The following is an 18,959-nucleotide window of genomic DNA, read 5'->3' on the forward strand; positions in this document are numbered from 1 at the left end:
CGTGACTGGCTACATGATGGTGACCACCGTGGTTGTGGCAATTTCGGCCTTCCTGTATCGCCGCCTCGGGCTACGCAAGCTCTTCTTCATTGGGGCAACCCTGCTCTCGCTGGGATCCCTTTGCGCGATATTCGCGCCCACGTTCCCGCTGCTGGTTCTGTGTCGCTTGGTCCAAGCGGTCGGCACCGGCATCTTCATCCCAACGATGATGAGCACCGTGCTGATGGTTGCGCCTCGCAAGAAGATCGGGTTCTACCTGTCCATCGGCGGCATGATGATCACATTCGGTCCGGCCTTCGGCCCCGTGATTTCGGGCCTCATGGTGACGGCTTTTGGTTGGAATACCATCTTTGTACCAGTGCTCGTGGTGATTGTGGTGCTGGGGGCGTGTGGCGTCGTCGTCGTTAAAAATGTCGGGGAAACCGAAGCGGTGAAGTTGGACGTACTCTCGGTCATCTTGATCGCCGTGGGGTTGGTGGCCTTCGTGTACGGGCTCTCCGAAATCACGGTTCGCCCGGGCGTAGCCGCGGGAAGTGCGGCCGCTGGGCTCGTATTCCTCGCGATCTTCGTGCGCCGCCAGTTCAAGGTGGACAACCCGGTGCTGAACCTGCGGCCGATGGCCTCCATCCGGTTCTGGCCCGCCGCAATCCTCGTGGTTGTTGCGATGATGACCACCTTCTCGCTTTCCGTGCTACTTCCCCTGTACTTCCAGCGCTCGTTCGGGATGAGCGCGCTTGCCGCCGGTGCCCTCTTGCTGGCGCCGATTCTCGTGAACGCCGCCACCGCGGTAATGGGCGGGAAGATTATGGACGCGCGCGGTGCATGGCCGCTGCTGATCACTGGCTTCGGCGTGATCGTATTGGGACAGATTCTCATCGTGTTTGTGGCGCCTCAACTTAGCTGGATCGGCGTCCTAGGCGCCTCGGTGTTGTCCTTCGGCGGCGTGGGGCTGGTACTTTCGCCGTCTCAGACCGCGGGCCTCGCCACGCTCTCGAAGCCCGATCATCCCCACGGCGTGGCAATCCTCAACACGTTCATTCAAATGGCAGCTGCGATCGGGCCCTCGCTCTTGATCGGGATCCTCTCCTCGCAGGCCGCCTCAAGTGAAAGTGCCGGAGCCAGTGCCGCCCAAGCGAATGCAGACGGGTTCACCCGGGCTATCCTGGTTGCCGCGATCATCGCCTTGGTGGGCGCCGCGGTGGCGTTCTTCTACACGCGGATGCTGGCTGGGGAGCGGAAGTCTGCGTCGGTTGAGGGTGCCGAGGGCCCCGAGGGTGTTCAGGCCGCGCAGGACCAGTCTGCGTCAGAACCAACAATCGCCTCCCTGATGCGGACTGAAGTGTTTTCCGTGCCAGCCACGGCAACCGTTGGTGAGGTTGTTACTCAGTTCGTCTCCTCCCGAACCGCGGGGCTTCCGGTGATCGACGATCAGGGCGGCGTATGCGGCTACATTACCGATGGCGAGATCCTTCGCGCCGTGTCTGGGCGGTCAGAATCCGCGATAGATCTTGCGTTTGGGTTGCAGGTTTACCGGGATGACGCCAACCTACGCGATCGCGTTATCGAGGTGATGCAGCAGGGAGTTATGGAACTGGCATCTAAGTCTGTGGTGACTGTAGACGTCGATTCGTCCGTGGAGGATGTTGCCGCGATTTTGGGCGAGCGCTCCATCAACAAAGCGCCCGTCATGTCTGGCGAAACCCTGGTTGGCGTGATCACCCGTGGCGACCTTGTTCGGAGCATCTTCGGGCGTTTGTTAGGTAGGGTGGACGCATCCATCCTGACCGAAGCCGAGCTGGTGACGCTGCAGTGAGGACCTAACGAACGGAGATTGTCTTGGCACGGAATGATCGGCTGGGGCGCGCCGCGCTCGACTTGGTTAGGGCCATTTTGAAGCCAGCGGGCGCGGGCAAGAAACCGGCCAGTGCCACGCGCACGAAACCTTCTGCGGCGGGCGCATCGCGCATGGGTTCCAATGGACACGACGCCAGCCCAGGGCAGTACGGACCCGGGGCCACGCGTGACCTCACTCGGGCAGAAAGCGCACAGATTTCCCCGAGCTACTCGCCAAGCGCGGACGGCGATCCCGATCCCGGAGAAGTGATCTGGACCTGGGTCCCTTATGTGGAGAACGACGGCCGGGGCAAGGATCGGCCAGTCCTCATCATTTCGAGGTTGACGGACGGATCTACCGCAGGCTGCTATCTCTCCACCAAGCACCACGATGGCTACATCTCAGTGGGTAGCGGTGCGTGGGATTCCAAGGGCCGCGAGAGTTTCCTCAACCCCGAGCGATTACTCCGAATCACCGATGAGGGCATGCGGCGCGAAGGCACGGTCATGCCCAAGGCTAGGTTCGGCGCGGCAACGGCAGAGATTATGAGGCGGCTGTAACTGGGTTCCGGTCGCGAGATGCTAGCAGCGCCTTATGACGGAAGCTCGCTTCCGGGCGCAGCTACGTGAAGTCCAGCCGCAGAAGCCGCGCGGGCAAGCTCTTGATGGTAGGTCATGAATTCGTCGGCTCCCACTCGCAGCGCCGTTGCAAGATGAATGGCATCGTTCGAGCGTAGGGGAGTGTAAGTCCCTGCATTCAGTAGATCTCCGCGCGTTGGATCGGCGAGTATCACAAGATCCAGTACCTCCGTCACAGCTTCGAGTGGCACGTCCGCAGGATTTCGCCCGGCGGCACAGTGGAGTTCGGTATGTAAAAGCCACGATGCGACCAGCCGCCTGCCGCCCTGAGCCAACTCGTGGAGCAGCGCCTGTGACTCCACTTCAGGGACCAGTAGTTTCATCGCCGCCGAGGTGTCCAGATACGTCAGCTTTACCATCGGCCCCGCGCATCCTTGATCATCTCGGAGGTTCGGCGCGACGTCCCGACGTGTTCCGCGAGGAGCTGCCGCAGCTTGCTCAGGTTGGAGAGGTCTGCCTGAGCGGGACGTGCCGCTTTAGACTCTGTCGCCCCGATGCCTACCGCATTACAATGTAGGCACGTACCTACAGGCGGAGGAGGCTGCTATGACTACGATGAGTGCACGTGAGTTTAATCGTGACGTTAGCGCCGCGAAACGTGAGGCTAATGACGGACCGGTCGTGATTACTGATCGTGGCGAACCGGCATACGTCTTGCTGTCGATTGATGATTATCGACGTATGGGCGACAAAGCGCCTTCGCTCGTTGATCGCCTGAGTATGGATGACGAACCCGAGATTGAATTTGATCCAGTTTGTCTAGAGCTCGAGGTTCCCGATCTGTGAGCTACTTACTGGATACCAACGTTGTCAGCGAGCTTCGCAAATCAGAAGCGAGAGCGAATCCGCGTGTCCGTTCGTGGGTCGCAGCCCGCGTACCTTCTGACCTGTACCTCTCGGCCATCACAGTGTTGGAGATTGAGCTTGGCATAGCCAGAGTTGCGAGACGTGATGCGGACCATTCCGAGCGTTTGCAGGCGTGGCTGGATAACGAACTCCTCGACGTTTTCGCCCGCCGTATTCTGCCTGTAGATGTCTCCGTAGTGCGATTCGCCGCGCGGCTGCACGTCCCCGATCCAAGACCGGAGCGTGATGCGTTGATTGCCGCAACCGCAGCCGTTAACGGCCTTACGGTTGTTACGCGAAACGTTCGAGACTTTAGCGGACTAGGCGTTGCGATCGTTGACCCGTGGGGTGATACGCCTTAGTCCCGTTCTGGCCGGCGCCGGTTTCGTTTGAGTTCCGACCGGTGTTTTTTGTTTTCAAGACGACGACGGCGTGACGCCCTACTCGGCTTCGTTTTCCGCCGCGGCACGGGTGGAACAATGGCCTCACGCAGTAATTGAGCGAGGCGCTCGCGGGCCGCCGCCCGGTTGCGGAACTGCGAGCGATGCTCGGAGGAACTGACCGTCAGCACGCCTCCCGAGAGTTTTGAGGCCAACGCCTGAAGGACGCGGGTACGTTGGGTGGGGGTGAGTGACGTCGTCGTCGAAATATCTAAACTCAACTGGACCCGCGAATCGGACGTATTCACCGCCTGCCCGCCAGGGCCGGACGAATGCGAGAAGCGCTCGGTCAACTCGCCAGCGGGGATCCTCAACCCGTCGGGGGCGCCGGGGCCCGGCGGGACATGCAAATCGTCCATCGCCCTAGTGTGCCATTTTGAGCCTTGTGATCGCGACTGCGAGCGGGGCATGATGTGGCATGGGAACTCTCGGTTACACGGCTACGATCTCGATTGATGGATACGCGGCGGATGCAGATGGTGATTTTCAATGGTCGGCGCCCGGCGACGATGTTTTTGATTTTCATGTGGAGCGCATGGCGGACGTCTCAGCCGAAATACTGGGGCGGCGCACCTATGAACTGATGCGATACTGGGAGGCCGAGCCGGCCGGAGAGACGTGGTCCGCGGCCGAACACGAGTTTGCGCGGCGCTGGCAGAGTCTGGACATTGTGGTTGCCTCGTCCACTCTGACACGTGAAAAGGTCGCCGATGCTGATGTTCTAGTCCCTCACCTCGGGTTGGCTGACGTTGAGCGAATCGTGGGCGAAGCTGCGGGCGAAGTTGAGATTTTCGGGCCAACCGTCGCAAGCGAGGCGATCAGGGCTGGCCTAGTGGACCACTTTCGGCTGTTCATCATGCCCAAGGCCGTGGGCGGCGGGCTGCGCGCGTTGCCCGGCGATGCCCGGCTTGGCATGGATCTTGTGGGACAGCGAGTTTTCCAAGACGGTACGGTCTATCTCCATTACACTCGTGCGCGGTGACGTCCCCATTTCCGCTGCCCGGCAAGGAGCGGACCCTTGTAAATACGCATACTGCCACGGGTATGCAATCGGAGGCCGAGACCTCTCGAAAGCTCAAGTAAGCACGCGCTTTGGCGGATTACCCGCGATATAGGCGAGCGATCATGCAGGGAGATTTGTCTGATGCTTATCTCGGACGCAGGCGCTCGCGGCGTGCCGTTCCTAGCTCAGAGCATTGGCGGCTTCAACCAGCAGATCGATCTTGTTCCACTGGGTGGCTTCATCGATTGAGTTGCCCTCTTCCACTGAGGCAAAGCCACACTGCGGGGACAGTGCGATGTTGTCCCCTACGATGGAGCGGACCTCATCAAACCTGCGCTGAATGTCAGCTACAGTTTCCATTTCGCTGTTTTTCGTGGAAATGAGGCCAGCAACGAAGGTCGCATCGGTGCCTCGCAGAGCTGCCCAGGGTTCGAAGGAGCCGGAGCGTTCGTCATCGTACTCCACATAAAAACCGTCGTACGGGACCTGCGCAATAACGGGGGCTACGGAATCGTAGAAGCCCTCGAATAGGTGATGTCCTTTGAAGTTGCCCTTGCAGAAGTGGGTGGCGATCGTCATGTCAGCTGGCCGGCCTTCGAGCGCCTTGGTGGAGACCACCCGGAACCATTCGAGCACCGTGGTCTTGTCGAATCCCATGGACTCGATCTTGGCGAGGAAGTTGGAATCGATCATGTAGGTCCACGAGGTGTCGTCGATCTGAAGGTAGCGGCAACCGTGGGCGTATAGATCCTTGATGGCCGCTTGGTAGGCGGCGGCGATGTCATCGATGAGGAGATCGATGTTGTAATCGGGCAGATCCTGTTTGCCGAGCTGAAGGTAGTTATCCACGAGGATCATGTTGGGGCCGGAGATACACTTCTTCGCGGTCACGCCCGGGTATTTTGAGGCTTCGGAGGCGAGGAAATCGTAGGCCTCGATCTCCGGGTGGTGGCGGCCGGGATCGTAGCTGATCTTGCCGTCGATGTAGCCGAGTTCGATGTGGTTACCCGCTTTATCGAGGTGTTGGGTGGTGAAGCCGTCGAACTCCTTGAGCCAGTCGAGGTGCCACCAGCGGCGGCGAAACTCGCCGTCAGTCACCATGCTTAGGCCGTGCTGAACCTGTTTCGCAACCAAATCCGCGATGGCTGCATCCTCAACCGTGCGGAGGTCGGGGAGGCTTATCTCACCAGAATTGTATTGGGCCCGCGCATCCTTAATCTCTTTGGGGCGCAGGAAGGAACCAACAATGTCATATGTAATGTTCAGCACGGGACTAGGTTAGTGGATTATGAGGATGATTTCATTGGCTGGTCAGAATGTGCCAGTACTCGGTCAGGGCACGTGGTACATGGGTGATGGTCCGGCGCGGCGCGAAGAGGAGGTTCGGGCCCTCCGGACTGGGATTGATGTGGGGATGAACCTCATTGACACGGCCGAAATGTACGGTTCGGGACGCTCCGAAGAGCTCGTAGGTGAGGCCATTCGCGGGCGGCGCGACGAGGTATTTCTCGTTTCCAAGGTACTGCCGAACAATGCGAGCCGCACTGGGACAGTTCAGGCATGCGAGGCGAGCCTGAGGCGGCTCGGCACCGACCGGCTGGACCTCTACCTGCTGCACTGGGAAGGCTCCTATCCTTTGTCTGATACGTTTGCGGCCTTTGAGGAACTGCGCGAGCAGGGCAAGATCGGGGCGTGGGGAGTCTCCAACTTCGATCGAGTGGAACTCGCGGAAGCTCAGGAGCTAGCTGCACAGTCTATCTCCACCAACCAAGTGCTCTTCAACCTCCAGCGCAGGTGGCCCGAGGCCGGCCTTCTTCAGGACATGCAGGCCGCCGGAATCCCAATGATGGCGTACTCACCGATTGAGCAGGGCGTGCTGACTGAGGGAAGTTTGGCGCTAGAGAATGTGGCGGCTCGGCACGGAGCCACCCCCGCGCAGGCCGCCCTCGCCTGGGTAATCTCGCATCCCGGCGTGATCGCGATCCCGAAGGCCTCCAGCGAGGCACATGTGCGCGAAAACGCGTCTGCCGCGGATATCTCGCTCACGGAAGAGGACTTCGCGGAACTAACCGCCGCTTTCCCCGAGCCACCGGCTGGCGCCCCGATCGAGATCCTCTAGAACTTTGCGAAGGCGTGGACCGCAGGGGACATGTCCCATGTCTCGGTGAACCCCATGGCACGGTAGAAGAGGTGCTGGGCTGGTTCGTCGTCGGTCAAAAGGACTTTTTGGCGGACGCTGCCGTACGGGGCGAAAACTCTCTCGAAGAGTTCGCGTCCAATCCCGTGCCGATGATAGCTGGGGCTGACCAGAATGTCTTGGAGGTAGACGATCGTGAGGCCGTCGCCCACGGCGCGCGCTAGGCCGATGAGTTCACCCTCAGCCCGCGCGGTTACGACGGTCAGAGATGCCTGAATGGCGCCCGCGAGCAAGGCGGGGTCGCGGGTGTATGACGTCCAGCCCACCGAGTCATATAGCTCAACGAGCTCGCGCTTGGACGGTATAGCGTCGCGTTGATACTCGATCTTCACGAGATCACCCTAGCGAGATGTTGAAGTTCGGGACCGGAGACCCGCTGGGTGGTCCACTCGTCCATCGGCTCGGCGCCCAACTTGCGGTAGAACGCGATTGACGGCGCGTTCCAATCCAGCACCGTCCACTCGAGGCGCGGATAGCCACGATGCGACCATCCGCTTCCACCACGTAGCAGAACGCCTTCGGACTTGCGCCAAAGAGCGTTGCGTGGATCGCCTCCGCGGTATTCTCCACGGTGTCCGGCTCGCGATCGTATTCCGCTAGGACTTGGATCCAGGCGAGGATTCCTTGTTCTTCGCCCGGGCGGGCCTCCCGTAGTTCATTCACGGAGGCCAACACTACCCTTAGCGAGCAACCGCATGGCGTTCAGGATGACGATGAGGACCGACATTTCGTGAACAAGCATCCCGAGAGACATGGTAACGCCACCCGCGAATACTCCGGCCACCAGAAGGGCCACGGTAATAACGGATATTGCGACGTTTTGCCGAATCACTGAGACTGTGCGTTTTGCGAGCAAGATGGCATCTGGGAGTTTGAGTAGATTATCGCTGATCAGGGCGATATCGGCGGTCTCGATGGCTACTGCTGAGCCTGCGGCACCCATTGCGATACCAATATTTGCGGTGGCCAAGGCAGGGGCGTCGTTTACGCCATCTCCCACCATGGCCACGGTGCCGCCCTCGCGTTGCAGGGCTGCGATGGCATCGAGCTTATCCTCGGGTAGGAGGCTGGCGTGAACCTGATCGATACCCGTTTGGGCCGCGACGGTTTCTGCCACCGCCGGTGTATCTCCGGTGAGCATGACAACGTCGTGGATACCCGCCTTATGAAGGCTTTCAACCATCGCTGGTGCGTCTTCGCGGATACGATCTGCGACAGCGATGATTCCGATTGCGGTGTCATCAATCGCCACGATCATTGCGGTCTTGTTTGGAGCGAGCCCCGCGAGGGCGTGCTCTGCTTGGACAGTTGGGATCCCGTGCTCCGCGAGGAGTGCAGGAGTTCCCATTAAGACGCGAGTGCCGGATACCTCAGAGCAGATACCCTTGCCAGGGATTGGCTTCACGTTCTCCGGAACCCTGTCTGGAGACGCAGGACCCGCTGCCGTAAGCACCGGCTGGGCTAGCGGGTGCTCTGATCCGGCTTCCGCCGCCGCGGCCCAACGGAGTACATCGTTCTCCGTGAGTGATGGTTCTAGAGTTATGATATCTGTGAGTTGGGGGCGCCCCTCCGTCAGAGTACCGGTTTTATCTAAGGCGACGACGGAGATCTTGGCGGACGTCTCAAGGTACTCTCCACCTTTGATGAGGATGCCATTTCGTGCTGCCTGGCCAATGCCGGCGACGATTGCCACAGGGATCGAGATAACGAGCGCACCCGGGCAGGCGATTACCAAAAGAGTTAGTGCCAGCACGATGTCTTGGGTGACGAGGCCGGTAACGAGCGCAAGAGCGATAACGGCTGGTGTATACCAGCGTGAGAAGCGATCGATGAATGTTTGGGCAGGAGCCTTCGCATCCTGCGCTTCTTCCACACGGTGGATAATCTGGGCGAGCGTAGTGTCAGCCCCAACCCCCGTTGCCTCGACGGTGAGAAGCCCGCCTCGCGATATTGTGCCTGCGTAGACCTGATCATCAGCTGACTTTTCAACGGGGATTGATTCGCCCGTAATAGACGCTTCGTCGATCGGGGCGTTTCCCGAGATAACGATACCGTCTACTGGGACTTTCGCTCCGTTTTTCACCAGAACGTTTTCTCCCCTGTGCACATCAGTGGCATGAACTTTGACTTGTTCTCCATTCCTCATCACGATGGCGGTATCCGGCGCCGTTGCCACGAGCTCCGTGAGCGCGGACCTTGTTTTATCGAGGGTCGCGGCCTCTAGCGCGTGCCCGATGGTAAAGAGGAGTGTGACTGCGGCGGCCTCCCAGTAGTTTCCGATGAGAGCAGCCCCGATTGCTGCGATTGAGACGAGCAGATCGATACTGATGACGCGGGAGGTCAACGCTCGAACCGCCTTGACCACGATTCCATAAGACGTCAGGATCGCGGCTGTGAGCATTGCAAGGTCAGCTAGCGTGAATGAGCCTAGCCATAGCGGGGAGACCAATGTGACGTTAGCTAGTCTTTCGATCGCGAATGATGTGATGATGAGGACGGCTGCGAATGTGGGGATGGCCCAGTTTCCCCGAAGCCAAGCGGATAGATGTTTCATGGTGTTCTTTCTCGTGTAGCTGGAATGCGGGCCGGGGGCTCGCCGGTTGTAGAACTAGGGCGGCCCGGGGCCCGCGTGAACCAATCAGAACGCTGCAGGAGCGGACTTGTATCCAGCCTTTTCAACTGCAGAAATCAGATCGTCCACAGAGGCTTGCTCGGGATCGTGGGAAACCTCGATCCGGCCTGATGCGAAGTGAACGGTTGCGGAATCTACGCCATTCATCTTGCCTAGTCCTTTTTCGATCTTGGCAACGCATGAAGGGCAGGAGAATCCTTCGGCACGGAGGGTAGTGGTAGTGAGCATTGGAGTTCCTTTCTCTTATCGAACGTCTTTAAGTTATGCGGGTTGCAGGATTGATTCCTTGACATAGATCAAGTGGCCCGACCGAGTGGTAGATTCTGTGTATGGCCGACTTGTGTGTAACAAAGGTGCCGATTTTTCAGGGACTCTCACGGCAACAACAGGAACATGTGGCGAGCTTTATCCGTCCAGCTTCCTTCAGCAGGGGAGAGACCGTGAGTTCTCCCGAACAATCGGTTCCTCGCCTCCTCGTGATGCACAGTGGCCAGCTCAAAGTCAGCCGTCTGGCGGCGAATGGCAAAGAACAAGTGCTTCGGATAGTTGGTCCTGGCGATGTTGTAGGTGAGCGCGCGTTCCTCACTGGGGAACGTCAAGAAGATCTTGTGATGGCGGTGGCGGACAGCCGTATGTGCGTCTTGGAACATAAGGATCTAGCTGCGCTGATTCGCGAATATCCGGGCATTGGAATGCGTATGCTTCGGTCGCTTTCTGATCGGCTGACTTCGATGGAGAGCCGGCTGGCTTCTCTAACCACAAGTGACGTGGCCGCACGCATCGCCGGATATCTCCTAGATCAGCCAGCGGAGTCACGCAATGGGAGGGATGTTGTCCGCCTTCCTATGTCAAAGCGCGAAGTTGCCTCGTATCTTGGGACGAGCCCGGAAACTTTGAGTCGGGGCTTAGCGCGGTTATCGGAATCAGGCATGATCGAGGTAAGCGGGCAGGAGATTGTTCTGCTTGATATCGCTGAACTGGATCGGATTGATCGTCAAGCGCGAACCGATGTGCAGGCTTAACTTGGTAGTCCTTGCGCCCGATTATTCGTAGGGGCGAGGGCCAGAATGATAAGTGTGGTGCCAATAGTTGCAAGACCAACCCAGCCAAGAGGCGTGAGCGTCTCGCCTACAATGGCAACCGCGAGTATGGCCGCGACCGCGGGTTCTGTGAGCGTAATGGTTGTTGCCGTACTGGCTGGAACGCGCGCCAATCCGAACCCGAAGAGCACATAGCCAAGAAACATGGGGATGAGCGCCATGTAGGTGGCAACAAGGAAGGCCTCACGCGTTGCGATGAGTGGAGCGCCCGTTACAAGGAGCACCGGCATGAGCAGGAGGCCACCGCAGCCGAAAACTGCTCCCATTGAGGCGGCTCGGGGGATCCTGAGCTCCATGAGGTGGTGCGCTACCCACGAATAGCTCGCGTAGGTGAATCCGGCGATCAGGCCGAGTCCCACACCCAGCGCGGTTGTTTCCGCGCTACCTTCCGTGTCTCCCATCCTCGAAACACACAGCATTGCTGAGCCTAGGGCTCCCAGCGATGCCGAGAGCATCCACCACAAGCTAAGCCGACGCTTCTCCAAATATCGTTCGAGCAAGCCAGAGGCTAGTGGGGCTGAGGCAAGCGACACCACTGAACCGATGGCTACACCCGCATAGTGCATGGAACTGTAGAAAGCGAGCGGGTAGATAGCTACGGCAAACGCGCCGAGGATAACCGAGTTGGCGTTCGCGCGGAGCGCGGGCAGAGCTTGCCTAATCGAGGGAATCGCAATGAGAGCCTGCAGCAATCCACCAATTCCCAATGCTGCGGAACCAATGGCGAGGGGGCCAGCATCGGGGGCGAAGGTTGCCGCCGTACCAGTTGTACCCCACAGGATAGAAGTGAGTGTGATGGCGGCGATCCCCAGAAGGTTCTGGCGGCTAGTCATTTGGGTCTCCTCTGATCGCCACTCAGAGTAGCAAGAACGTGGTTTTAGAGCTCTAAGCATCCACAGTGGTGGCGGCGCTGATGTACCCATTGGAATATCCAGCAGTGATAGGTGGTTTCAACCATAGTGGCGAAACATCGAGTCTCGTCAGAAAAATTAAGCTACAGAGGAGTTATTCATGGGTTCTGAAAAGCGTGTAGTTATTCTTGGTGGTCACGGCAAAGTTGCCCTGCTGGCTGCTCCGAGGCTTGTAGACGCGGGTTTCTCGGTTGACGCAGTGATACGCAATCCCGAACACAGCAGCGATGTGGCGGAAACCGGGGGTAACCCTGTTGTACTTGACATGGAACAGGCCAGTACCGAGGAGTTCGCCCGGCTGTTTGAAGGTGCTTATGCGGTTGTCTTCTCTGCCGGTGCGGGTGGCGGCAATCCTGAGAGAACTAACGCAGTGGATTATGAGGCTGCCTCCCGCGCAATTGATGCAGCGGGTGAGGCGGGCGTCAACAAGTTCGTGATGGTTTCCTATGCCACGGTTAACGCCGATTTGGATCGGGTGGACCCGAGCGATTCGTTCTATCCCTACGTGCGCGCTAAGCATGATGCCGACGCTCACCTGCGCGCGAGCGGTCTGGATTACACGATCCTTGGGCCCGGAATGCTGACGCTCGAACCCGCGACGGAAAAGGTGACGATCGCCGACGCCGCCGGCAAGGTTGACGGTGCTTGGCCCACGCAGAACAACGCGACTTCGCGTGCAAACGTGGCCGCAACAATCGCCTACGTGATCGCGAACGGCGCTGCCACGCGTCAGACGGTTAATTTTTACGACGGCGACACCCCTCTGGCCGCCGCCCTCTCATAACGCGAGCGGCTGAACCGGCGTTCAACGCGAGTGAGTTTACCGGTCTACGGTGCGGATTGTCTTGATCAATGCAGCGTCCACGGTCAACACCTTCTTAGTGAACGAGCCGTCCGCATAGAACACGAAGTACTCTCCTTCTTGGCGGTACTTCGCAGCTTCTATGGTGTCACTGTAAGTGCCGGGAACGGTTAAACCTTCGTTGATTGCATACTTAGCCATGACCAAATATTAGCTAGCGGAATCGTGGGTGTCGGTAGAGGGCAATGCCGATGCCTGCCTGTACTCCCATGCGCGGCAAAACATGTCGGAGCCCCCTTATACGCTGATCACAACGTTCTAGTCGTCACGGTAAAGGCGGGAGGTGGTTGTGATGTCGGGTGAGGACTTCTCTCGGGTTGGTGTCCTGCTCGAAGAGCTGGGTGGTGAGTGTCGAACACTAGCCATGGACGAAGGCAATATTACGGATTGCGCCGAGTTGCTTGAGCGGCTCAAGACTGCCGGAATTGCAATGGACGGTCTTGGAGCAGCACTTATCGGCCGCGTGATCGAACTTCAGTGTAAAGATGCTGCTGAAGTTCAGAATGGCTGCGCTCCGGACGGTGATGATCCGCACCACCGTGGAAGCGACCCCGGCTGCCACGGAAGTTTGGGCAAAGATCGGACCTTGCTTAAGCTCGTGGAGCGCACCGGGCGGCAGTCTTACAGAGCCGCGGCCAAGGAGATTCGGCTTTCGAAGTTCGCTGCGGGCTGTTTCCCGATGTTTCTTGAGGGAATGCGTCAGGGAAAGATCTCGGCGGCGTACATCGAGGTACTTGGCATGGTCGGGCGCACTCAAGCACTTACCGAGCTAGCGCAAGACAATGAGGAGATGTTGCTTGAGTGGACGCAGACTCAAGACGTGAAGGAGTTCCGTCGGAGCATCAAGCGATGGGAGCGGGAGAACGGCTTCAAAGCTGCGCGCAAGGCGCGTGAAGCAGGAGGCCGAGGCAGGCGCGAGAGCCTGCGGCTGTATCCCGAGGATGACGGATATAAGGTTTCGGGCTGGCTCACCGGCGAATCTGGCAGTGTGGTTATCAGAGCTCTGAGGCAGGAATCCCGAGTGGTGGTCGAGGAGCAAGGTCTTTCTGGCACCACGCGCGGCGCGGGCGAGCATCATACTGGTAGCTCAGTTGTAGATCTATGGGGGCACGGAGAGCGCAACGCGCGATCACTAGTGAGGATTCTTCGGCGCGTCTTGAAGAACAATCGGCGCTCTTCAGCCGGGCCAGTGAGCTTCCGCGATACAACGCCAATACGAAGACCAGTACTTTGGGTAGAACCCGAGCGGGACGCCCAGCGAAAACCCAATGTGGCAACGGGATTTGGCTAGTAATCGGTTGGTGGGTTGCGTGGGTGGGAAGCGTCGTCGTCGGTAATAATTTGGCGACGACGACGGGGCCTCTTCCCTCTCTCGCGATTTATCATAAATCCTGCTCGAAGGTAGACTCCTTTCTATTAGCACGAGAAAGACCGTGTTAAATACCAGCAAAGTCGATGGTTGTGCTCCGGCGATGCTGGAGAAAGGAAAAACGTGTTCTGTTACCAATGCGAACAGGCGGACCGTTCTGGCCCGATCCCCGGATGCTCACTGATCCGGGGAACCTGCGGAAAGGACGAAACCACGTCCGCTCTGCAAGATCTACTTATCTATCAGCTCAAGGGCGTTGCTGATTATGCTGCACACGCCCGTTCAGTTGGGGCGGGGGATGATGAGGCGGCTGGATTTCTGGCGTTTGCCATGTTCACCACCCTGACCAACGTGAACTTCAGCCAGACGAGGTTTGTCGAATTCATTCGTCAGGCCGATCAGTACAAGACCCGACTTAAGGAGAGCTACGAAGAGGCCGCCTTGAAGAGCGGATCTAAACCCGAAGTGCTCAGCGGGCCAGCCGAGTTCACACCCGCTGCAACTACCGAGGGACTCGAAGAACAAGCCGCATCTTTGGGAATCCTCGCCGGGATCGACGAAGTTGGGCCGGACGTAATTGGCTTGCGCGCTCTGAACCTATATGGCTTGAAGGGAATCTGCGCCTACATTCACCATGCTGAAGTCATGGGTTATACGGACTCCGGCATCTATAAGGACCTAGAGGATGCCCTTGTGTACCTCGGGACCGATCCGTCCGATATTGAGGATCTTCTCGAACACGCGCTGGGCCTAGGACGCACCAATCTGGCCGTGCTGGACATGCTCAATCGGGCGAATAGCGGGTCGTTCGGGACTCCGTCGCCCACCACCGTGCGAACCACGCCCGTTAAGGGCCACGCGGTCCTCATCTCGGGCCACGATTTCCCCGGACTCAAGGCGCTGCTGGAACAGACCGAGGGCACTGGGATTAACGTTTACACCCACGGCGAGATGCTGCCAGCTCACGGCTATCCCGAACTTCGCAAGTACCCGCACCTCGTGGGTAACTACGGGGGAGCATGGCAGGACCAGCAGACGGACTTCGCCAATTTCCCGGGTCCGATCATTATGACGAGCAACTGCATGATTGAACCTCGCCAAGCCTATAAGCACCACATCTACACGAACGGACCTGTGGGGTGGCCAGGCGTTCGCCATATCGCCGATCACGATTTTTCCGAGGTTATTCGGGCGGCGCTCGCGCTTCCTGGCTATGTCAGCACAGAGGAGGCGAAGGAGATTCCCGTAGGCTTCGGCCACGACGCCGTTCTTCAGTTGTCAGACGAGGTCCTAGACGCCGTTCATTCCGGCCGCCTCAAGCGGATCTTTGTCATGGGTGGCTGCGATGGTGCCTCGCCAGGGCGGAATTATTTCCGCGACTACGCCGAGGCAGTCCCGGATGAAGCACTCATCTTGACCATGGGATGCGCCAAGTATCGCTTCAATGATCTGAACTTTGGGGAGCTGAACCTTTCGGGGAATGTTGATGTTCCGAGACTTCTTGATGTGGGGCAGTGCAACGATTCGTACTCTGCGGTCCGGATTGCCATGGCCCTTGCGGACGCTCTGGGATGCGAGGTCAACGATCTACCGTTGACCATGGTGCTCAGCTGGTTCGAGCAGAAGGCCGTTGCGGTCCTGTTGACTCTGCTTGCGCTGGGGATTCGGAATATCAACCTTGGCCCCACGCTGCCCGCATTCCTCACTCCGGCCGCGATTGACATCGTTGTGGAGCGCTTTGGGTTGCATCTCATTGGTGATGACCCGCTCTCTGACCTGAACAATGCCATGGCGGGAGCTGCCTCATGAGCACTAGCTATACCCATTCCCTCACCACGTCCGACGGCACTCACCTGACATTGCAGGGCGGACCAGAATCTTCCATTATTGAAGCTGCCGAGGAGGCCGGAATGCTCCTGCCCTCCTCCTGTCGGGCTGGAAATTGCGGAGCGTGCCACGCCCATGCCGAAGGACAATATCGGCTGGGCGATCATGCGAAGACAGTTCTTGACGATGAGGCAGAGGTGGCTGGCGACGTGCTGCTGTGCCGGACTTATCCCGAAGGCCCCCTCAACATCAGGCTGCCCTACGAGCAGGGCCGGATCATTTCTGGCAAGATTCCCGAGCGGCGTGCCACTGTCAAAATGTGCGAGGAGACCGCCGAGGACACCATTCATTTGGCGCTCGAACTGGGGCCGGGTGAGGACGGTGCGCTCGGATGCGAGTTCGATCCCGGCCAGTTCCTTGAACTGACGATTCCTGGAACCGCGACTAGGCGGTCCTATTCGCTAGCTAACTGCCCGAATTGGGACGGCACGGCCGAACTGTTCATTAAGCTGCGTGAGGGCGGCGAGTTTTCCGAGTTCTTGGGCGGCGTGAGCGCCGGGCAAGAGATTGATGTGCGAGGCCCTCAGGGAGCTTTCGGTATTCGTGATACAGGGATTCGGCCGCGGTGGTTCATCGCGGGTGGCACGGGGCTTTCTCCACTACTGTCGATGTTGCGGCACATGGCGGACTGGGGCGAATCACATCCTGCCGAGCTCTGGTTTGGTGTTCAAACCGAGGAGGAAATCTTCGGGACGGACGTCATGGAGGACATCGCCGCGAGCATGCCCGGGTTCAGGTACGAAGTATTTGTGGGTGAGCCTACTAAGGGCTGGACTGGTGCAGTGGGAACTCCGCTGGACCGTTTGGCCACAGAGCTGGCTGAATCGCCCGCACCACCGGACATCTACGTGTGTGGGCCGCCAGGAATGGTTTCCGCCACCAAGAAAATCGTGGAGCAAGCTGGGCTCCCCGAGGAACGAGTAATCGTGGAGAGCTTCGCGCCCTCCTCCAGCTAAGTCAAGGCTCTGGCTGAGGGTCCTCTCTACTAACGCGGTAGAGAGGGCCCTCCTAAGAGTTGGACGCCAGCATTTCACCGAGGGTTTCGATCAGGCTGGCCCGCCACCATGCCCAATCGTGGCCTCCCCATACATCATCAACTCGAATGTGAGAGCCCGAATGCGCTTGGAGCGTTCTGGCAAGCGATTCGGCACCGCTGAGCATCTGGCCCTCGAAGTGACCTGCTTGTAGGACGATATCTAGGGCGCTAGAAGCAAGCAGCGGCTCCGACACATCGAACCTCCACAGGGAAGGAGACTGAGCGATTACGCGCCCGATCCTTCCCTCCGCTAGAGCGGCCGCCCACAGCGCTCCTATTCCGCCAAGGCTTTGACCTGACACCACGGTGTCAGCGGGAAGTTTAGAGATACTAGGCAGTCTTTCCCGTAGATCTGTGACGAGGTGGCGTGCAACGAACTCGGCTTGGCCAGCCGGAACACCAAGTTGTTCCCAACGGGAGTCGGTATCTCGTGAATCTATCATCGCCACATGGAGTGGCGGGAGCTGGCCCGAGAGAATCATCGAGTCCAGAGTGGCTGGCAGATCCATGTTATTGAGCCATGTTTGACCGTCGAACAGAACAAGTAGTGGCGTGGGCGTTGCTGGCACAGAGTCAGGGCAGTAGAGCCACACACGTTGGCCAAGCCACCGATCGCTCGCCGGATAGGTGAGTTCCCTAATCTTCGAGGAAGAGGGGAGTTCTGGGGCCGCGAAGTGTCCTAGAGCCGCCAGCGGCCCTTCCGCGAGCGAGCTTTCGCCGTTTGCCCCGCCGATCCTCTTCTTACACCGAGCATCGAGCTCCCCAGCCATTGCCGCCCTGCGCGCAGCGAAACGATCCCCGGAGGCTCGCCACGGGGGAGTATCCCCACCGCTCTGAGGCGGTGACCAAATGGAGATACGGTATGAAGCTCTCCATGAGGCAGGAAGCCGCCACGTCAATGTCCACAGGTCTGAGCCTTCCAAATGAGTCATCTCATTCGGCGATGGATCATGATGGTTGAACAGGCCGTTGGCCCAGAGCAACACCGCGGACGCCTCCGGGGTTTCCACGACCCACGTGTAGTCACGGAGGCTGTCAGCATGGGAGCGGGCCGGATCAGTACCGGCACCAGCGCCAGCCACGATTGGGTTTTGCTGGGCGAGGAGTGCAGCCGTGATTGCGGCACGTGCGCTGGCCCCGGCGCGCGCCCACCGCACCTCAAGCGCGCCTTGCACGCGCGGTACGGCTCCGTCGTGATCGGGCACGTTAGCTACGCGTTCTAAGTGTTCATTCCCGTAGCAATCGGTCCAGACTTTAGGGCTACGGCCTCCGAGTTGATACGTGGGTGTCACCCTCGTGCAAGTAGTGAGCGAACAGAATCTTTCGCGAGTGGGGCGTGTGAATCTAGCATGACCATCGATTCGTCACTCACGCGATCGTGATTGGAGCTATCGGCATACGCCGTTTCAGTGGCGCCTTGATGCCAGTATCCGATAATGAGAAGATTTCGGCGCGGAACGCCAAGGCTGCGGACCCGCTTCCGGAGATCGCGCACTACCCGCGCCTCGGCGCCAGCCCAAATGAATACATCTTCATAAGGCGTCGGAATCTCGAGCTTAAGGGCCTCATCAAGCAGCAGGGTGGATCGCCCGGGTGGTACGTCGCCGCGGTGAATCCAGCGCACCTCGACTCCAGCGGGTGCGGTCACTGGCAGCTGGTCTTCTTCTCCCGCCACCTCGATCAGCGCAACTCCGCGCTGGTTGGCAGGAAGGTCCTCAAGAATCTGGAGCGTGGCTGGCAAACCGGTGTCATCGGCTACGAGTGCAATCCACGGGCTCGCCGCTGGGAGCCTGCCGCCACCGCCGGGCACTGCGAGCATGCTGCCAGCTTGGGCGTCTTCCACCCATGAGGATGCGAGTCCATCGCTGCCGTGGCGGACGAAATCAATGTCCATCCACCCCTCTTCAGTGTTGTAGTTACGCACGGTGTATGTGCGAACGCGGGGCTTCAACTTGGGAAACACTTTGGCAAGTGCTTCGGGGCCGGACTGAGCAGCCGCCATGATTGATTGAAGAGACAGCTCGCCTTCGGACTCTGGGAAGAACAGCTTGATGTTCGGAATACGGGGCTTTGATAGGTAGGTGACAACGCCGGGCCCGGCGAAGCGCACTCGCCGCATCCGAGGAGCAATATCGCTCAGGCTTTGGACGGTGATGACCGTAGGAAGATCTGGGTCCAAGTGAATGTGATGGGACACGTTTTCT

General features: G+C 59.0%; 22 protein-coding genes. 11 read left to right on the forward strand and 11 right to left on the reverse strand.

All coding sequences use genetic code 11. From position 1 onward, the window contains the following. Position 1: 1 nt before the first annotated feature. Both DD236_RS02670 and DD236_RS02675 read left to right on the forward strand, forming a co-directional pair. Entirely contained in the window at positions 2–1,813 is a 1,812-nt protein-coding gene (locus DD236_RS02670; protein ID WP_109092809.1) for an MFS transporter, read from the forward strand. A gap of 23 nt (positions 1,814–1,836) precedes the next feature. Continuing rightward, the gene (locus DD236_RS02675; protein ID WP_207785665.1) at positions 1,837–2,394 is read left to right on the forward strand and encodes a type II toxin-antitoxin system PemK/MazF family toxin; all 558 of its coding nucleotides are present in this window, start codon (positions 1,837–1,839) and stop codon (positions 2,392–2,394) included. Positions 2,395–2,426: 32 nt separating this feature from the next. On the opposite strand, the gene DD236_RS02680 is transcribed toward DD236_RS02675, so the two are convergent. Then, positions 2,427–2,831, reverse strand: a complete 405-nt coding sequence (locus tag DD236_RS02680) for a type II toxin-antitoxin system VapC family toxin (RefSeq protein ID WP_109092810.1) — start codon at positions 2,829–2,831, stop codon at positions 2,427–2,429. 187 nt (positions 2,832–3,018) lie between these two features. Between DD236_RS02680 and DD236_RS02685 the strand changes: the two genes are divergently transcribed. Both DD236_RS02685 and DD236_RS02690 read left to right on the forward strand, forming a co-directional pair. Beyond that, positions 3,019–3,258 (forward strand): type II toxin-antitoxin system Phd/YefM family antitoxin, encoded by a 240-nt coding sequence (locus tag DD236_RS02685; protein WP_109092811.1) that lies wholly within the window; start codon positions 3,019–3,021, stop codon positions 3,256–3,258. After that, positions 3,255–3,680 (forward strand): type II toxin-antitoxin system VapC family toxin, encoded by a 426-nt coding sequence (locus tag DD236_RS02690; protein WP_109092812.1) that lies wholly within the window; start codon positions 3,255–3,257, stop codon positions 3,678–3,680. Before DD236_RS02685 ends, DD236_RS02690 begins: the two co-directional genes overlap by 4 nt. On the opposite strand, the gene arfB is transcribed toward DD236_RS02690, so the two are convergent. Beyond that, positions 3,677–4,117 carry an alternative ribosome rescue aminoacyl-tRNA hydrolase ArfB gene (arfB, locus tag DD236_RS02695; RefSeq protein ID WP_109092813.1) on the reverse strand — a complete coding sequence of 147 codons (441 nt, stop codon included), beginning with the start codon at positions 4,115–4,117 and terminating at the stop codon, positions 3,677–3,679. The genes DD236_RS02690 and arfB overlap by 4 nt on opposite strands. A 59-nt stretch (positions 4,118–4,176) precedes the next feature. On the opposite strand from arfB, the gene DD236_RS02700 reads away from it, so the two are divergent. Continuing rightward, the gene (locus DD236_RS02700; protein WP_109092814.1) at positions 4,177–4,740 is read left to right on the forward strand and encodes a dihydrofolate reductase family protein; all 564 of its coding nucleotides are present in this window, start codon (positions 4,177–4,179) and stop codon (positions 4,738–4,740) included. Between the two features lie 201 nt (positions 4,741–4,941). Here the strand turns inward: DD236_RS02700 and DD236_RS02705 are convergent, their stop codons facing one another. Beyond that, the gene (locus DD236_RS02705) at positions 4,942–6,030 is read right to left on the reverse strand and encodes a uroporphyrinogen decarboxylase/cobalamine-independent methonine synthase family protein (RefSeq protein ID WP_109092815.1); all 1,089 of its coding nucleotides are present in this window, start codon (positions 6,028–6,030) and stop codon (positions 4,942–4,944) included. Positions 6,031–6,055: 25 nt separating this feature from the next. Here DD236_RS02705 and DD236_RS02710 point away from each other — a divergent pair, with 25 nt between their 5' ends. Continuing rightward, positions 6,056–6,880 carry an aldo/keto reductase gene (locus DD236_RS02710; RefSeq protein WP_243409950.1) on the forward strand — a complete coding sequence of 275 codons (825 nt, stop codon included), beginning with the start codon at positions 6,056–6,058 and terminating at the stop codon, positions 6,878–6,880. Here DD236_RS02710 and DD236_RS02715 read toward each other — a convergent pair. The 4 genes from DD236_RS02715 to DD236_RS02730 form a co-directional block, all read right to left on the reverse strand. Continuing rightward, entirely contained in the window at positions 6,877–7,290 is a 414-nt protein-coding gene (locus DD236_RS02715) for a GNAT family N-acetyltransferase (protein ID WP_109092817.1), read from the reverse strand. The two genes, DD236_RS02710 and DD236_RS02715, sit on opposite strands and share 4 nt — an antisense overlap. Before the next feature lie 4 nt (positions 7,291–7,294). Beyond that, positions 7,295–7,621, reverse strand: a complete 327-nt coding sequence (locus DD236_RS02720; protein WP_207785666.1) for a GNAT family N-acetyltransferase — start codon at positions 7,619–7,621, stop codon at positions 7,295–7,297. Continuing rightward, complete coding sequence (locus DD236_RS02725; RefSeq protein ID WP_109092818.1) at positions 7,614–9,512, reverse strand: heavy metal translocating P-type ATPase; 1,899 nt, start codon at positions 9,510–9,512, stop codon at positions 7,614–7,616. The genes DD236_RS02720 and DD236_RS02725 overlap by 8 nt, the downstream gene beginning before the upstream one ends. A gap of 84 nt (positions 9,513–9,596) precedes the next feature. After that, entirely contained in the window at positions 9,597–9,818 is a 222-nt protein-coding gene (locus DD236_RS02730) for a heavy-metal-associated domain-containing protein (RefSeq protein WP_109092819.1), read from the reverse strand. Positions 9,819–9,919: 101 nt separating this feature from the next. Between DD236_RS02730 and DD236_RS02735 the strand changes: the two genes are divergently transcribed. After that, positions 9,920–10,612, forward strand: coding sequence for a Crp/Fnr family transcriptional regulator (locus DD236_RS02735; protein ID WP_109092820.1), 693 nt, complete (start codon positions 9,920–9,922; stop codon positions 10,610–10,612). Here the strand turns inward: DD236_RS02735 and DD236_RS02740 are convergent. Further along, positions 10,609–11,523, reverse strand: coding sequence for a DMT family transporter (locus DD236_RS02740; protein WP_109092821.1), 915 nt, complete (start codon positions 11,521–11,523; stop codon positions 10,609–10,611). The two genes, DD236_RS02735 and DD236_RS02740, sit on opposite strands and share 4 nt — an antisense overlap. A 178-nt stretch (positions 11,524–11,701) precedes the next feature. Between DD236_RS02740 and DD236_RS02745 the strand changes: the two genes are divergently transcribed. Beyond that, positions 11,702–12,385, forward strand: coding sequence for an SDR family oxidoreductase (locus DD236_RS02745; RefSeq protein WP_109092822.1), 684 nt, complete (start codon positions 11,702–11,704; stop codon positions 12,383–12,385). Between the two features lie 36 nt (positions 12,386–12,421). On the opposite strand, the gene DD236_RS02750 is transcribed toward DD236_RS02745, so the two are convergent. Then, positions 12,422–12,604, reverse strand: a complete 183-nt coding sequence (locus DD236_RS02750) for a hypothetical protein (RefSeq protein WP_109092823.1) — start codon at positions 12,602–12,604, stop codon at positions 12,422–12,424. Positions 12,605–12,755: 151 nt separating this feature from the next. Between DD236_RS02750 and DD236_RS02755 the strand changes: the two genes are divergently transcribed. From DD236_RS02755 to DD236_RS02765, 3 genes are all read left to right on the forward strand, one after another. Then, entirely contained in the window at positions 12,756–13,754 is a 999-nt protein-coding gene (locus tag DD236_RS02755; RefSeq protein WP_109092824.1) for a hypothetical protein, read from the forward strand. 201 nt (positions 13,755–13,955) lie between these two features. Continuing rightward, positions 13,956–15,641 carry a hydroxylamine reductase gene (hcp, locus tag DD236_RS02760; RefSeq protein ID WP_109092825.1) on the forward strand — a complete coding sequence of 562 codons (1,686 nt, stop codon included), beginning with the start codon at positions 13,956–13,958 and terminating at the stop codon, positions 15,639–15,641. After that, the gene (locus DD236_RS02765; protein WP_109092826.1) at positions 15,638–16,675 is read left to right on the forward strand and encodes a 2Fe-2S iron-sulfur cluster-binding protein; all 1,038 of its coding nucleotides are present in this window, start codon (positions 15,638–15,640) and stop codon (positions 16,673–16,675) included. Before hcp ends, DD236_RS02765 begins: the two co-directional genes overlap by 4 nt. 52 nt (positions 16,676–16,727) lie before the next feature. Here the strand turns inward: DD236_RS02765 and DD236_RS02770 are convergent, their stop codons facing one another. Together DD236_RS02770 and DD236_RS02775 are read right to left on the reverse strand one after the other, a co-directional pair. After that, a complete protein-coding gene (locus tag DD236_RS02770) occupies positions 16,728–17,960 on the reverse strand; it encodes an alpha/beta hydrolase-fold protein (RefSeq protein ID WP_133246043.1) in 1,233 nt (410 codons plus the stop codon). A gap of 83 nt (positions 17,961–18,043) precedes the next feature. Next, positions 18,044–18,952 carry a siderophore-interacting protein gene (locus DD236_RS02775; RefSeq protein ID WP_109092828.1) on the reverse strand — a complete coding sequence of 303 codons (909 nt, stop codon included), beginning with the start codon at positions 18,950–18,952 and terminating at the stop codon, positions 18,044–18,046. Between the last annotated feature and the right edge of the window lie 7 nt (positions 18,953–18,959).

The organism is Ancrocorticia populi, assembly GCF_003123745.1.
GTDB lineage: Bacteria > Actinomycetota > Actinomycetes > Actinomycetales > Actinomycetaceae > Ancrocorticia > Ancrocorticia populi.

Coding starts and splice junctions, on each gene's coding strand:
- DD236_RS02680 (WP_109092810.1), bottom strand. CDS start 2,831: ATGGTAAAGCTGACGTATCTGGACACCTCGGCGGCGATGAAACTACTG.
- DD236_RS02685 (WP_109092811.1), top strand. CDS start 3,019: ATGACTACGATGAGTGCACGTGAGTTTAATCGTGACGTTAGCGCCGCG.
- arfB (WP_109092813.1), bottom strand. CDS start 4,117: ATGGACGATTTGCATGTCCCGCCGGGCCCCGGCGCCCCCGACGGGTTG.
- DD236_RS02700 (WP_109092814.1), top strand. CDS start 4,177: ATGGGAACTCTCGGTTACACGGCTACGATCTCGATTGATGGATACGCG.
- DD236_RS02710 (WP_243409950.1), top strand. CDS start 6,056: ATGATTTCATTGGCTGGTCAGAATGTGCCAGTACTCGGTCAGGGCACG.
- DD236_RS02725 (WP_109092818.1), bottom strand. CDS start 9,512: ATGAAACATCTATCCGCTTGGCTTCGGGGAAACTGGGCCATCCCCACA.
- DD236_RS02730 (WP_109092819.1), bottom strand. CDS start 9,818: ATGCTCACTACCACTACCCTCCGTGCCGAAGGATTCTCCTGCCCTTCA.
- DD236_RS02735 (WP_109092820.1), top strand. CDS start 9,920: ATGGCCGACTTGTGTGTAACAAAGGTGCCGATTTTTCAGGGACTCTCA.
- DD236_RS02740 (WP_109092821.1), bottom strand. CDS start 11,523: ATGACTAGCCGCCAGAACCTTCTGGGGATCGCCGCCATCACACTCACT.
- DD236_RS02745 (WP_109092822.1), top strand. CDS start 11,702: ATGGGTTCTGAAAAGCGTGTAGTTATTCTTGGTGGTCACGGCAAAGTT.
- DD236_RS02750 (WP_109092823.1), bottom strand. CDS start 12,604: ATGGCTAAGTATGCAATCAACGAAGGTTTAACCGTTCCCGGCACTTAC.
- DD236_RS02755 (WP_109092824.1), top strand. CDS start 12,756: ATGTCGGGTGAGGACTTCTCTCGGGTTGGTGTCCTGCTCGAAGAGCTG.
- DD236_RS02765 (WP_109092826.1), top strand. CDS start 15,638: ATGAGCACTAGCTATACCCATTCCCTCACCACGTCCGACGGCACTCAC.